The sequence below is a fragment of the Bacteroidota bacterium genome, from assembly GCA_016718825.1.
Lineage (GTDB): Bacteria > Bacteroidota > Bacteroidia > J057 > JADKCL01 > JADKCL01.
Genome location: JADKCL010000014.1, coordinates 120,084 through 133,297, shown reverse-complemented (window position 1 = coordinate 133,297; position 13,214 = coordinate 120,084). Strand labels below are relative to the sequence as shown.

Annotated in this window: 15 protein-coding genes; 4 read left to right on the top strand and 11 right to left on the bottom strand. The window is 50.7% G+C overall.

Going from position 1 to position 13,214, the window contains the following annotated elements; genetic code table 11:
- Window positions 1-101: 101 nt before the first annotated feature.
- The 7 genes from IPN95_17350 to IPN95_17320 form a co-directional block, all read right to left on the bottom strand.
- Window positions 102-1,106: a DUF4065 domain-containing protein gene (locus tag IPN95_17350; protein MBK9451136.1), complete on the bottom strand. Its 1,005-nt coding sequence runs from the start codon at window positions 1,104-1,106 to the stop codon at window positions 102-104.
- Window positions 1,107-1,115: 9 nt separating this feature from the next.
- A complete protein-coding gene (locus IPN95_17345) occupies window positions 1,116-1,508 on the bottom strand; it encodes a toxin (protein MBK9451135.1) in 393 nt (130 codons plus the stop codon).
- A 128-nt stretch (window positions 1,509-1,636) separates the two neighbouring features.
- Window positions 1,637-2,410: an ABC transporter permease gene (locus tag IPN95_17340; GenBank protein ID MBK9451134.1), complete on the bottom strand. Its 774-nt coding sequence runs from the start codon at window positions 2,408-2,410 to the stop codon at window positions 1,637-1,639.
- Window positions 2,407-3,303: an ABC transporter ATP-binding protein gene (locus tag IPN95_17335; protein ID MBK9451133.1), complete on the bottom strand. Its 897-nt coding sequence runs from the start codon at window positions 3,301-3,303 to the stop codon at window positions 2,407-2,409. Before IPN95_17335 ends, IPN95_17340 begins: the two co-directional genes overlap by 4 nt.
- 138 nt (window positions 3,304-3,441) lie before the next feature.
- Complete coding sequence (locus IPN95_17330) at window positions 3,442-4,212, bottom strand: hypothetical protein (protein ID MBK9451132.1); 771 nt, start codon at window positions 4,210-4,212, stop codon at window positions 3,442-3,444.
- A gap of 120 nt (window positions 4,213-4,332) precedes the next feature.
- The gene (locus tag IPN95_17325; protein MBK9451131.1) at window positions 4,333-4,746 is read right to left on the bottom strand and encodes a hypothetical protein; all 414 of its coding nucleotides are present in this window, start codon (window positions 4,744-4,746) and stop codon (window positions 4,333-4,335) included.
- A gap of 32 nt (window positions 4,747-4,778) precedes the next feature.
- On the bottom strand, window positions 4,779-5,597 hold the full coding sequence (locus tag IPN95_17320) for a phosphodiester glycosidase family protein (GenBank protein ID MBK9451130.1): 819 nt from the start codon (window positions 5,595-5,597) through the stop codon (window positions 4,779-4,781).
- Between the two features lie 311 nt (window positions 5,598-5,908).
- Here IPN95_17320 and IPN95_17315 point away from each other — a divergent pair, with 311 nt between their 5' ends.
- The 4 genes from IPN95_17315 to IPN95_17300 all read left to right on the top strand — a co-directional run bounded on the left by IPN95_17315 (window position 5,909) and on the right by IPN95_17300 (window position 8,210).
- Window positions 5,909-6,148: a hypothetical protein gene (locus tag IPN95_17315; protein MBK9451129.1), complete on the top strand. Its 240-nt coding sequence runs from the start codon at window positions 5,909-5,911 to the stop codon at window positions 6,146-6,148.
- 17 nt (window positions 6,149-6,165) lie between these two features.
- Window positions 6,166-7,365 carry a hypothetical protein gene (locus IPN95_17310; protein MBK9451128.1) on the top strand — a complete coding sequence of 400 codons (1,200 nt, stop codon included), beginning with the start codon at window positions 6,166-6,168 and terminating at the stop codon, window positions 7,363-7,365.
- Between the two features lie 381 nt (window positions 7,366-7,746).
- The gene (locus tag IPN95_17305; GenBank protein ID MBK9451127.1) at window positions 7,747-7,992 is read left to right on the top strand and encodes a hypothetical protein; all 246 of its coding nucleotides are present in this window, start codon (window positions 7,747-7,749) and stop codon (window positions 7,990-7,992) included.
- A complete protein-coding gene (locus tag IPN95_17300) occupies window positions 7,971-8,210 on the top strand; it encodes a hypothetical protein (GenBank protein ID MBK9451126.1) in 240 nt (79 codons plus the stop codon). Before IPN95_17305 ends, IPN95_17300 begins: the two co-directional genes overlap by 22 nt.
- Before the next feature lie 100 nt (window positions 8,211-8,310).
- Here IPN95_17300 and IPN95_17295 read toward each other — a convergent pair whose 3' ends face one another.
- From IPN95_17295 to IPN95_17280, 4 genes are all read right to left on the bottom strand, one after another.
- Window positions 8,311-8,667 (bottom strand): hypothetical protein, encoded by a 357-nt coding sequence (locus tag IPN95_17295; GenBank protein MBK9451125.1) that lies wholly within the window; start codon window positions 8,665-8,667, stop codon window positions 8,311-8,313.
- A gap of 9 nt (window positions 8,668-8,676) precedes the next feature.
- Window positions 8,677-9,039: a hypothetical protein gene (locus tag IPN95_17290; protein ID MBK9451124.1), complete on the bottom strand. Its 363-nt coding sequence runs from the start codon at window positions 9,037-9,039 to the stop codon at window positions 8,677-8,679.
- Window positions 9,026-12,289, bottom strand: coding sequence for a PD40 domain-containing protein (locus IPN95_17285; GenBank protein MBK9451123.1), 3,264 nt, complete (start codon window positions 12,287-12,289; stop codon window positions 9,026-9,028). The genes IPN95_17290 and IPN95_17285 overlap by 14 nt, the downstream gene beginning before the upstream one ends.
- Before the next feature lie 102 nt (window positions 12,290-12,391).
- Window positions 12,392-13,081 (bottom strand): hypothetical protein, encoded by a 690-nt coding sequence (locus IPN95_17280; GenBank protein ID MBK9451122.1) that lies wholly within the window; start codon window positions 13,079-13,081, stop codon window positions 12,392-12,394.
- Between the last annotated feature and the right edge of the window lie 133 nt (window positions 13,082-13,214).

The window sequence follows — 13,214 nt, the reverse complement described above, 5'->3', positions numbered from 1 at the left end:
GCTTGATCAACTCCCATGCGCAAATTGATGTGGCAAAGGTAGCCGAATTGTCATGCCAAGGCTGTAACATGCGTTACTTGAAAGCATGAGTTTGGGCATTGTCAGGCGTGGACAAGGTCGAAAGCGTATTTCAGGTAACTGATGGCAGGTTGGGGTTGATCCACATTTTGTTTCCAAGCGGCCTCAAGATGACTTTCAAAGACAATCGATTGATTCGATGACTTTTGAAAGCGGGATACGACTTCAAGCACGGTAGCATGCTCTGTCGGATCAAGCACATCTTCAACCTCCGACTTTTTGGCGTGAAACCGCTCCCCAATGCTTCCATTGGGGTATTCGATATATTCAATGCTGACGGTGTTTTGGCTTGCGAGGAGTTGGTAGATGCCGTTGTAATTGTGAGGTACGGGCCCAAATTGAATCGCATCGTACCTCAGGCCACTGATGGAACGGCAAGTTTTGCTGAAATGCACAAAATCAGCATAAAAAAGCAGCTTGTTGAGTTTGGTTTTCCAAGGATTCATCGCCTTTGCAAATTCCAATACCATGGCGTTGATTTTAAGGAGATTGGGCCGTCTGAAGCCCGTAAATTCGTCGGGTTGTAGGTGGCCAAACATTTCCTGTTCAAGTGCAGTCGATGTGAGCGTGGGCTCGGGTGTTTGGAGCAGAAATGTGATTCGCTGAAGGACTTTTTCCCTTGACTTTTCGTCGATGGTGCTGCAAAGGTCCAACAAACTCTGGAATTTGCGGGGATCACGCGCCATCTGAATCAAGCGCGCATTGGATTCGCTTGGAATCTCTCCTGATTCGTACTGACGGTATACATTGACCCCAAAACCTAAAATCTCTGACATTCTGGACGCTGAGAGTTTGTATTGCTCTCTAATCGCCTGTATTTCTTCCGGAAACGGCAACTTGTGCTTGCTCCGAAACTGATTGTAGGCTTGACCTAGGTTGATTTCGTCGAGGGCTGCATCGGTAAACTGTTCCCCGGAGTCGGTACATTTCCAAAAGTGAAACACCACATCGAACGATTCCTTGCGAAACACAATTTCGCGATTCTCCTTCATGCAGATCATTTCCTTGCCAGTGTAGGGACTTTTCATGGTGCTTTTTTATTTTGGAAGCGATTCCTCACCCGTTGATTTGGTCGAATTCGGTATAAATGGGTATCTCATCGGATATTCTGCAATGTGAAAGGAAATGCAAATCACTGCGCCGCCAGCGAAACCTAGGGTAATTTTGATGTAAACTTCCCGCCCTTTGACAATTCGGCCAAACACCCACATTTCTGCCTTGCCCCCATACATTGCCTCGGCTAGCGGACCCTCCGAATAATCATTGATTTCCAAGGATTCGAGGACTTTCCTTCTAGCAATTGGTGTAATCTCCAAAGTGGCTAGCGTCTGCGCATTCTTTCCACGGTCATCCAAAAACAGGATGTCGAAGACCTTTAGCTTTTCCTTGAAGTTCCTGAGAAATTTTCCGACTGCCGCACTATCACCCATCGCCGCTTATTTTTCATGCAGCAAATATAAGCACGATTCTTGAAATTCCAACTATAAAGTTGAGTTTGTGTAATTATTATTCAAAAATATCAACTTTTAAGTCTATGAGCGCGGAAATTTCACTCCGCCTACAAATCCCGTTTCGACAGAAACAGATAGCAAAGTCCAGTGAATAGCCCGATGTAAAATACCGAAACCCCCAGCGCCAGATAGTCCGGGCCGGTTTGGGCGGTCATTCCCAACGGAAGCGCATCGAGAAACGGCAATTTGATGGTATTGGCAAATGCTTCAAATGGCAGGAAGTTTCCGACTTCGTCGGGAAGGTAGAAAACGATGACCTTTTCAATGATCCACGTGTAGATCGAGAAAATGCCGATGGCAATGCCCGTATTGCGGATCAACATACCGACGAGGATTGAAAACACCAGATAGCCAACCGTTTGGATGAAATAGGCCAAAATAAAATGCGCCTGATCCATCATCATCTCCATCTCAAAGCTGCTGGAATGCGTCAAGCCCATGATGATGCTGCACAGGAATACCACAATGGTGGAGGCGAGCGCAAAAAACATCATCAGCAGGATTTTCCCCGCAAGCCATTCACCGCGGCTCATGCCGCTGATCACATTTTGACGTACAGTCTTGAAGTTGAATTCGCTGCATATCAGGATGATCACAATGACCGCCAAAATGTAGTGGAAAAATCCACCGATGTAGGCAAAGTAGTGCCATACACCTGGAAAGCTCGTGAAGCTGAAGATTTTGACGTTGCTGAGCGAATTCATGATTCCCTCCACGGTGAGCAGGCATCCGGCCAATCCAGCAAAATACAAGGCGGAAAGGATCCAGAATGCGCGGTAGCTGCGCAATTTGTTGAGTTCTATGCTCAGGAGACGAATCATGACTGTACGCGGGTAAGTTCCAAAAATTGTTCTTCCAATGTCGATTTGCGGAGTGCCAAGTGAGAAAGGACAATCCCTTGCTCGTGCAACAACCGGTTGAGGGACGCAGGCTCAGGCACTTGACTGAAACTGACGTAGAACTTCCCATCCTGCGGATCGGCGTTGATGAACCCGGGAAGGGTTTGCAATGCGCCGAGCAGCCTTTTCATGTCTTCGGCCTGCATCACCATGAAGGATTGCCCGGGTTTCATCTCCGAAACCAATCCCGAATACAGCAATTTTCCCTTCTGAAGCACCGCGACATGTGAACAGACCTTTTCGACCTCGTCCAGCAAATGGCTTGCCAGCAAAATCGTCACGCCTTCGCTGCCGATTCGACGAATCAAATCACGAATTTCCACGATTCCCTGCGGATCGAGGCCATTGGTGGGTTCGTCGAGAATGAGCACCTCCGGCTTCCGCAACATGGCCGCCGCAATGGCAAGCCGTTGCTTCATACCTAGTGAATAGGTCTTGAATGGCCCATCCTTCCGTTCGAGGAGACCGACCATGTCCAGCAGCGGTTCGATTTCAGTCAGCGGCGCGCCCTTGATCTGCGCCACAACACGCATGTTGTTGTAGCCGCTGAGGTAAGGGTAGAAGAGAGGAGCCTCCAAAATGGCACCGATGCGCTTGCGCGATTCTTTGTCGCCGGGCTGCCCGAACCACAAATATTCGCCGCTTGTGCGGTTGATGACATCGAGCACCATGCCCAAAGTCGTGGTTTTACCACTTCCGTTGGGGCCGAGGATGCCAAAAATGGTTCCTTTGGGGATCTCGAGGTTCAAGCCTTCGACAGCAGTGATCCTGCCGTATTGCTTCCTGAGATTTTGAATACTGAGTACTGATTCCACAGAGCCAAGATACGACAATTCCTGAACGGCCGGCGGCCGCTATTTTTGTCGATGTTCCTATGACGCGCGATGGGGCAATTCGGTTGCATGGTCGCGTGAATTTGTTTCAATGGGCGGATGCAATTCCTGCAAATCGCATCATTCAATCCGCCGCATAAATCCATAATAGGTAAAGGCCGCCGCGCCAGACAGCAGATGCCAAAGCGCATGGGCTTGGTACCAACTCTCAGGATCGCAACCGACCTTGCGGATGTCAAATACAAAAAAGGTAGCCGCCATGGCGGTCACCAAGATACTGCTGCCGGCAAACCACCATCCTTTTCGCGGACGCACACGCAACCACAAGACAAATCCGGAAATGCCGATCAAAAGCAAGCCTGCCAGCACAATCACCCTCGAACTTACCGTAAAAATGAGCACGGACGAAGTGATCCAGACAATGCTCCAAACCAGCAGAAATGGCCAAGCTGCAATACGTTGGCGTTTCCAGAGCGTGCCAATACGGTGCAGATTGAAAAATCCGGGGAGCAAAACGGCAGCGTACACGCCTGCAAGATCCATCGCTTCGCCGCTGCGCGTGAGCGAGGCATGGAACAAGGTGCTTCCCAAAAAAGTAGCTAAGGATGCGACACCGTACCAAGTCGACCAAATCGGATGCACACTTGCAAATCCATCCCGCGATTCCCGCCTGTCCGCCCGCGCATACGCAAACATCACCATGGCAATGAAAAAGAAACCCAAATTGGAATAGGTATCGACTTTTTGCCTGAAAAGCGCCTCAATCGTAGCCGGTTCGCAGAAATAGACCAACGTACTTTGCTCCGTCACCCAATCCCGCCACAAGCTTCCCCCTTGCGGAAAGGCACGGTCGAGCAAGGCCATCAGCAATCCCATGGCCAGCGTACTCAAAAGGGCAAAAATCCAGGGATTTTGTATGCGGGAATTCTTCAATGCCTCAGTTTTTGGGCGAAGTTATGGCCTTCTCCTGCCGAAACAAGCTCCAAAACGCGCATTTCGCCAAAATCTACCTCATCGGAGAAACTGCATGACCACGATGGCGATCAAAGTATAAACGCTGAATCCGATGAAGGCAAACTCGAGAATTTGAATGGATTTTTTGCGGAATCCGTCTTGGGTATAACGTTCAAATCGGCGCACGCCCCAAGGAGTTAATGCCCAAAAGGGGAGAAGGAGCCAAAGAAGGGCCTCCCTCAAGGTCATCGAAAGGCTCGCCAGCTGGTCTTGCCGAATCTTGTTTTCAATCGCAAGGTCTTCAGCAGCAGCGATGTCGAATGCATTTACTCCCCGGCGTTTCAATTCCGAATAGGCAGCTTCAATGGCATCGGGCACATAATCATGGCCTTCGCGCACGACCGCGAGCAGTTGCTCCTTGGTCCTGCGGGCCATCACGTTATGAAAGTCAATCTGCATTGCCTTTGCCATGGAAGAAAATTACGGAATTCGAATGGGAATTGTCAATCCACCACGGCCAAAATTCCGCAAAAATCATGGTGGAAGTCGTTGCGGTTCAGTTCAGGCAGGTAGAAGCCGGAAATGGAGCCGTCCAAATACAGCGCGTCCGGACAATGGAGATGATCCTTGAAAAGCGAGGCAAAATCAAAGAAATTGACCCGCTCATGCGAAAGGGCAAACCAGATTTTTCCGGCTTTGTCCACACCGACACCATTGCGAATGTGCTTGTTTTCAGAGCCTTCCCGGAATGCAGGATGCAATTCGCCATCGATCACCAGTAGCGGACCGCTTTGCGTGGCGATCGTCGGTGCGGCTTCGGATTGGGAAAATTCCTGGGATTCGACGACGCCCGGACCTTCCGCGCCCAGCATGAACACGCCATTGGGCTTCATGTGGAAATTGCCTTCGCCTTCGTTGAGATTCAAGCTGCGAAGCTGTTTTCCGTCTTCAATATGGAGTCCGCCAGGTGTCTGATTTTCACTGAATATGCCCGCATTGGTCGCAAAACGCAAGGTTTTTCCCTCTTTGGAAAGGCTGTCACGAAGTGCTTCGAAACTTCCGTACGGATGCCCTGCATTGTCTTTCCAATACAGCCGCAATTCCTGCTTTTTGGGGTCGATTTGTAGAATGTCAAAGCCTTGCCCTTTGAAGAAAATCTCCTCAGCTGCAAGCGCCTTGGCGCCACGCGGAAGGGAATGCAGGAGTTTGTTTCCCGGAAACCAAGGGAAATAATACATCCCGACGATCCCCAACAACAGGAGGGGAAGCGTCACCAAGATGATGTATTTTGCCTTCGAATTCTTGAATCGACCGGAAACCATGCTCAAAATTTACGGTTTTTGTAAACATTTCTGAAAATTTGTCAGAGATCGGGAGGCTTGTCTGCGAAAGTCGCAGTTTGCGTTGGTTTAAGGGCATAATCAACGAATTAGCAACATCAACCACCCGGCAATCCTGTCGAGAAGAAGGGTGCCTAGTGTTGCGCAAGCGATCAACTCCGAGATGCGCCATTACCGTCGTAGCAATTCACCAAATTGACAAGAAAAAAAATAGGATTTATTACTCCGCGTGAAGTATTTTTACGATACTGTCACACTTAAACGTTGAATTCGGCATAACATACTCAGTTTACATGAAAAAACTTTGGTTTTTGATAGTACTCATGGCTGCCACTCTTTCCATCTCAGCCCAGAAAATCCTTCAGGCTGGAGTCGGTGCGCGTGAGAAACGGGAGCATTTTCTTGGATTCACAGAAGATGCGGAAGGAAATCTCTTCGAATTTCCACTTCCTACTTTGAGGAGAAGCAAGGCGAATCGGTATGGCTTTGGAAATTCGGACGTGGAGGTACCGCACCGGTTAAAACCAAACTGAACTTCACCACCGCCCCCATGTCCGCAGTTTGGATGGTAGACAATGGGGCAGGAGCCTTCATTCTCGCATACAGCAAAAACGTTGACCGTGTGTCGATACCCGTTCGGTCTCGGAAGGTCTCTTATGGCGTGGTTCGCATTACAACTAAGGGAGAAATCAAAGAGAAACTTCTGGGGGATGTGAATTCTTGGGACCTAGTAAGTGGAAACCTTTACAACGTAGCAGAATACGGACTTAGCAGTGGCAGTACTGTTTTATGGGCCGCCTCTCCCGACCACCAGAAGATTTTAGTTTCGGCCATATTTGGCAAGGTGCCGCAGCACAAAATATTCGTCCTAGACGCCAACCTCAACATTATTTCATCACAAGAGCAGGCGCCTTTGGCAGATGCTGCAAAGGTGGATTTCAGCCAACAAGGAGCCCAGATCAACGATGCAGGCGATGTTACTGTGTTTTTCAGGAATTTCAAAAATGACGACAAGAATCTATATGTCCATTATTTCCCGAAAGGTGGAAAAGGCCAACTCTTTTCCTTGGGTTCAGATGCCGTACATTTTTTCAAAGCAGCGGTAGTGGAAGGGGATGGGCTGAATGTCCTGGCATGGGGGGATATACCTAAGACTAAGAATCAACAAAAACTGGAATTTTTCAAACTTCAGAGTGGAAAGCTGGTATCTGCAGCATCAATCGATGCCTCAGATCTATGGGTTTCATCATTGGATCCAAACTTCCAAAACCCTATCGGATGGGCACTAAAAACACCTGTGAGGATCAATGTATTTACAATGCCGGGAGGTACCCAGTACATTGTGCATACAGCCGCATCCATGGGGGCAGAAACGGCAGCTTGGCTCGATTTCTTGGCCATTGAGGTCAAGGATGGAGCAGTAACGCAATACAGCACAGTGCCAAGACGTTTGGGCAACGAGTTCATAGATGATGGGGGCGTTTACTGCTTTTCCAATGGCGGAAAAAACTACATGCTGTACGCGACCCGAGAAAACCGGGAAGGAATGGTTGCCGGTGGTGGTAATGCAGGTTTTTTGTATTTGCAGGACCTCGCAGACATCAAAAAACTTGCAGGCACGCAGATCGCAGGTACAGAGAAGCGCAATTTCGATCTCAATTCCTGCTATTCCCTCCAAACAGGTGGCGTCATCTTCCCAGAATTTACCACAAAGGAATTCCATCTTCCAACGGCTGGATTTTTAGCCTGAACCTGCCTGAGCAGGCTTTACGATTAAATATTAAGGATCCCGATCCCGCACATGCTTGGGGTAGGTGTGGTCGCTGAAGTCCTGTTGTCAATCCTGTTCCAGAAATTCAGAACTTGACTCACGCAAACCGATCCGCGTGTGTTTTGAAGATCATTCTCAGGTGGGTGCTTGGGTAATTTTCCGAAGTATTCGTCATCAGGCACTATCGTTGGTGCAACTGCAGCGTTGATTCTGCATTTGACTAGGTGCGGTTCGTGACGGTCAGTGGATGGCGGATTTGCCCGCGAAAGTCGCAATTGTACATCACTGCCGGTGGCCATTCCAAACTTAGTGAAACCGCCTGTCATTCATTAACTTGCGTGCCTAAACCCAGAAATCCCCATGTCGACCCCACTCCAACGCGATACCAACTATTTCTTCCTATCCCAAAGCAATTACACCGGCGGGAAAGTCACCGGCATGACCAATGCCGAAGTGAGTGTCGGGAACCAAACGGTATATTTTCATCGTGCCCAAGAAGGAAATGACTCCATTTTGGTCGCTTCCTCAAAATCAAAACCTTCAGTTTTGGTCAGGGCGTTTCGGTGGAGCAAGGACTCGAGAACATGCTCAAGAATCCCCAATTGACGGTCGAACAATTGGAAAGCGACTTCAAAGAATTTTTGGGGGCAGACAACCATGATCGCGTGATCGAGATTTCGCAACTCAAAAGTTTCAAGGTGCATTTGATGTGGATTTTGTCCCAAGCACGGATCATTCACAATGCAGGAGGGGCTATTAAAGTGCTGTCTTTGGGACGACCTTCCAATATGAAGAAGTTCAAGGAGTTCTATTTTCCAGCCTGAGCACTCAAGCCCAAGGACTTTTGCTCCTTCGAGTTGTTCCACATCAGCAAAGCGAAAACATTTTCTGCTAGAGAAACTTCCACGCCGCTTGAGAGGCAGTCTAATACCTTAGACTCATGCCCGGGTCCGGCCCCAAAATCCATTGCTCGAAACTGTCCACACCATTTTCAAAGGCAAGCTTGGGCTTAAAATCCTTCCCGGAAATATCAATCCATTTCTCGGTCTTCCCTTCAAATTCGGCCCAAGGGAGAATCGTCCAATGCGGTTCCCAATCCTGGTAAAACATCGAACTTTCCCAGATGCGCCGGCAATCTTTGCAGAAGTAATAGCGGTAGTCCATGTAGGTGTCGGTGCCTTCGAGGAAAAGCAGGAGACGTTTGCACCTGGGCTCCATAAATTGGTCGGTGGGATCCGTCGCACAGTCCGTGGTTTTTCCAGGTCGTGGTGATTCTTGCATGGCAGATGGTTATACTGGTCCTACAGCGTATTCCGGTTCCTTCAGGCGGATGACCCAGCGTTCGAAGCTTGCAGGCAATTCTGTAAAAGCCGCTGCCGGGAAGTAGTTTTCGGTGAGCCCATGATTCCAGAAGGATCGGTTTTTCAGAACCTCGAAAGCGATGGCGTCCCAACTTGGCCCCGGGTCAAGCGTACAATCTGTGAAAGCCCAAACCCTTTGACAGTCAAAGCAGTAATGGTAGTCGCTCGTGCATGCGGCATCGCCTTGCACCAGGAAATGCTTCAAATGCTTGCAAGGGGGCTGTTCGCGGCCCTTGTGATCGTAGGCTCTGCAAACAGGTGGCGGCGCATCTGCCGGCCTAGTTGTGGGCATGGTGGAAACAGCCGCATTGACCGCCCATAAAGCTCTGCGTTTCCTCGTGCCAGGGGAATGCATCGCTGCCCTTCGCACGCTCCCAGAAAAATTGCTCGCGCTTGCGCTGCTGATTGCCGACTTCGTCCATCGTATTGGCATCAAAGACGCGCCCATTGGCGACCACCATTGCGATCGCCTCCGAATTGCGGATGTCTTCCAGCGGATTTTTGTCCATCATGATGAAGTCCGCCAATTTGCCAACCTCCAAGGAGCCGATGTCCTTGGTCATGCCGATGTAATCCGCGCCCCACAAGGTCGATGCACGAATCGCCTCCAACGGCGAAAATCCGCCTTGGACAAACATCCACATCTCCCAATGCGCGCCAAGTCCATGCAGCTGCCCATGCGCGCCGAGCTGCACCTTGGTGCCGGCTTTCATCAAGGCATAAGCCGCCTTCGCATTGCCGATATGCCCGAAATCATCGTCGGGCGCCATTGTGCGCCGCATCGAACGTGAATCCAAAATGCCGCGCGGATAGTATTTCAGCAGGCGCTCATTCTTCCAGACCTCCGTCTTCTGATACCAATAGTTTTCGCCCCAAATACCGCCGTAGCCCACGATCAGGGTAGGGGTATAGGCCGTCTGCGTGCCTCCCCAGAGTTGCAGCACATCCTTATATACCGGCGAAACGGGGATGCTGTGTTCGATGCCGGTGTGGCCGTCGAGCACTTGTGTAAGGTTGTGGTAGAAGAAGGATCCACCTTCCGGCACGACCTCCATTTTCAATTCGCGGGCAGCTTGGATCACCTGTTGGCGTTGGTTGCGGCGCGGTTGATTGTAGCTTTTGACGGAGAATGCGCCCACGGCTTTCATGCGGCGCAGGTGCGAGCGGGCATCGTCAAGACTGTTCACGACGGCCTTGAAATCGCCGTCCGCGCCGTAGAGAATGGTGCCCGTCGAGTAGATGCGCGGCCCGATCATCCTGCCGGATTTGACCATTTCGCTTTGGGAAAAGACCATTTCCGTGTTGCTGCTCGGGTCGTGCGTCGTCGTCGTTCCATAAGCAAGGCCTGCATAGTAAGACCATTGCTGTTGTGGCGAGATACCATTGTAACTGTTGCCCATGTGCGCGTGCACGTCCACGATGCCCGGCATAATGGTCTTGCCTTCTGCCGAAATGATTTTCGCATCCTTCGGAATCTTGACTTCGCCCGATTTGCCGATGGCCACGATGCGGTTGCCTTCGACGACAATGTCGCCGCGCTCGATCACTTCGTCACCCTTCATGCTGATGATACGGGCACCCGTCACAGCAACCACGCCCGTCGGCACGTAGGTATCGAGTTTCAAGCCGATGTTGATGCCTGTCGAATCCACCGGAGGAAGACTGTCGGGGCTGCTCGGCAGGAAGGTGAAGCATTTTTCGAGGCTGCGGCTGAAGTATTCGGGGCCGAGCAACCAATGCAGGTTTTTGCTGTCGTGGCTCCAATGCAGGCTCGTGCCCGCGTCGCGGGTGACCTTGAACACAGGGTAGCCACCACCGCCGCCACTCAAATCGAGGGCTTGCCCGGTTTTCGGAAATGCAGCCACATAAGCATTGTACAATTCCGTGAAGGCGATCCACTTTCCGTCGGGGCTAGGAACAAAATCCTTGGCGTATTTGGCCGTGAAGTGCGTGGTAACATCCTTGCCGTCAATGCCAATACTCTTGAACGACTTGCTCATCCCGCCGCCGGAAGAATAATAAATCCTTTTGTCGGTCTCATCGAAATAGGGTTCGGAGCCGTCTTTGCAAAGGAAATGCAGGTTGCTGCCGTCTGCATTGCAAAGGTAGAGCCCCGTTTCGTTGCCGAATGCAAAGCCCAATTCCCCGGTGCCGCTGCCTTTTTCAAAGACGATCATCTTGCCATCATGGCTCCACCGCGGATTGTGGTAGAATCCTTTTTCAGTAGTGATGTTGCGGTCGGTACCTGTGGCGAGGTCGCGGACTTTGACGGTGGCCATGTTGGCATCGTTCCAAGAGACCAAAAGGATGCTTTTGCCGTCAGGGGAGAAGCAAGGATAATATTCATGGTCAATGCCTTTGCCGAGCTTGCGTGGATTGCCCTTGGGCAAGTCCTTGACATAGAGGTCGCCGGCTGCATGGAAGACGAGCTGCTTTCCATCGGGGCTTGTGACGGCTTGACGAATCATCTTGGCTTCGAAATTCTTGGGGCTGACCTCCTGCGGGAAATGCAGCGCCTCGCTCACCACCTGCTTGACATTCGCGGTGAAAGGAATCTGCTTGGCTTCGGTCGTCTCGACATTCACGCGCCAAAGATGTCCTTCGGCCCAAATCACCACCTCCTTCGAAGTAGGCAGAAACTGGTAATTGGGATACACCCCGAAGGTCGCCCAAGTTTCCTGTTGATCCTTGTTCAAGCGGTCAAAAACAGGCCATTCTTCTCCCGTTTTCAAGTCGTGCACATACAAAACGCTTTTGGTGCGCACCCTGCGAATGAATGCCAGCAATTTCCCGTCGGGCGACACCTGTGGACGCACAGCCCCGCCGGGTCCGGAGACAACCTCTTCAATTTCACCCTTTTGCGTGTCGTAGCGGCGAATCACGTAAATCTGGTCATGCGGATTTTTGTTGTAGGTGAAATACCCCGCGCCATCCATGTCTTCGCTGAAATAGACATATTTTCCGTCAGGCGAGAACACGGGTTCGCCAGCGTCTTGTTGATCGTTTTTGCGTTTGGTGAGCTGCATGCCGGCTCCGCCGGTTTTGTGGTAGAGCCACATTTCGCCGGCGCCGAGGGAGCGGGTGCCCGTAAAGTGCTTGCGTGCAACGAAATATTCGCCACCGGGATGCCAGAAGCCGTTATTGAGCAGGCGGAAATCTTCCTTCGTCAGCTGCTTTTTGTCGCTGCCATCACGCTTCATCTGCCAGATATTGTCGCCGCCGCTGCGGTCGCTCGTGAAGAGGATGGTCTGCCCGTCAGGGCTGAAACGCGGCTGCACTTCCCAAGGCATGCCCTCGGCGATTCGCAAGGCTTTGCCGCCTGAAATCGGCATGGTGTAGATGTCGCCAAGCAAGTCAAAGGCGATTTCGCGACCGTCGGGACTGACGTCGATATTCATCCACGTGCCTTCATCCGTCTCAAATTCAATGGTTTTGCTGGGTCCATGCGGATCATCGACCTTCCATTCGTCTTTCTTTTGGGCGAATGACAAACCACTGCAAACAAAAAGCCCGAGGGCCAAGACGCAAAATTTCTTGCTCATGCGAATCTCGTTTCAATTCAATGGCTGAATTTAAGCAAAATTGTCTGTGTCGCAGGCTTTGCGCTCGAATTCGCAATTTTGGAGACCCAATCTTCGCTTGGGCTAAAGCCAGATTCCGATTCGCAGCCCGGCACTTCCCCAAGAGAGAATTTTGGCTTCTTCGGTAAAAATCGGACTGTATTTGAAGTAGGGATCAAAAAAAAGTACCCGTCGCCCATCAAGGACCATGGAATATCCACCGGTAACTTCGACTCCGACCAGCAACGGCAATTCGAGCAATTCCGTTGAGGCATCGATCACGGTCATGCTGTCGGAGGTCAGGTTGATGGCGAAATCCCGGAGGCGAATCAACTGCAATTCAGGACCGAAGCCGATGTGCCAGCCTTGCCGTGTATCGGTGAAATGGTAGAAAAACCGCATCCCAATCCGGCCTTCATGGAGGTCTCCGCGCAATTTACGATCCACCGTCTTCCCGCGGAAAGGGGCGGGGTTACCTTCGGCGTCCAGACTGTCGCCGACAAATGTGCGGTGGGAACGATAGGGCCGATAGGTATAACCCGGCGATAATTGCAGGCTAAAGTGTTTTCCAAAGCGAATGCGGGCATTCATTTCCCCGGTGATGCCAGGAATGCGAATCTCAGAAATGAGGTTGTTAAATGGATTGTTGATAAAGGTGGTGGCCTCCGGTCCGATGGAAAGTCCTACGCGAATGCGGTTGTCAGGTGTTTGTGCCTGAACACATTGCATTACAAACGTCGCCATGCAGGCCAAGGTACCTATCCAGAATCTCATTTTCATACGCTGATCCAAAGTGTCAAGAACCGCAATGATAGGTATTTGGTTTTAGAAACTATGAGAGATATCCACCAATGGAATTGAATCTCGGATGGTATTGGGTACATGCTCAGGTGATGTTTCACGTGTA

Coding starts and splice junctions, on each gene's coding strand:
- IPN95_17350 (MBK9451136.1), bottom strand. CDS start 1,106: ATGAAAAGTCCCTACACTGGCAAGGAAATGATCTGCATGAAGGAGAAT.
- IPN95_17345 (MBK9451135.1), bottom strand. CDS start 1,508: ATGGGTGATAGTGCGGCAGTCGGAAAATTTCTCAGGAACTTCAAGGAA.
- IPN95_17340 (MBK9451134.1), bottom strand. CDS start 2,410: ATGATTCGTCTCCTGAGCATAGAACTCAACAAATTGCGCAGCTACCGC.
- IPN95_17325 (MBK9451131.1), bottom strand. CDS start 4,746: ATGGCAAAGGCAATGCAGATTGACTTTCATAACGTGATGGCCCGCAGG.
- IPN95_17320 (MBK9451130.1), bottom strand. CDS start 5,597: ATGGTTTCCGGTCGATTCAAGAATTCGAAGGCAAAATACATCATCTTG.
- IPN95_17315 (MBK9451129.1), top strand. CDS start 5,909: ATGAAAAAACTTTGGTTTTTGATAGTACTCATGGCTGCCACTCTTTCC.
- IPN95_17310 (MBK9451128.1), top strand. CDS start 6,166: ATGTCCGCAGTTTGGATGGTAGACAATGGGGCAGGAGCCTTCATTCTC.
- IPN95_17305 (MBK9451127.1), top strand. CDS start 7,747: ATGTCGACCCCACTCCAACGCGATACCAACTATTTCTTCCTATCCCAA.
- IPN95_17300 (MBK9451126.1), top strand. CDS start 7,971: ATGCTCAAGAATCCCCAATTGACGGTCGAACAATTGGAAAGCGACTTC.
- IPN95_17295 (MBK9451125.1), bottom strand. CDS start 8,667: ATGCAAGAATCACCACGACCTGGAAAAACCACGGACTGTGCGACGGAT.
- IPN95_17290 (MBK9451124.1), bottom strand. CDS start 9,039: ATGCCCACAACTAGGCCGGCAGATGCGCCGCCACCTGTTTGCAGAGCC.
- IPN95_17285 (MBK9451123.1), bottom strand. CDS start 12,289: ATGAGCAAGAAATTTTGCGTCTTGGCCCTCGGGCTTTTTGTTTGCAGT.
- IPN95_17280 (MBK9451122.1), bottom strand. CDS start 13,081: ATGAGATTCTGGATAGGTACCTTGGCCTGCATGGCGACGTTTGTAATG.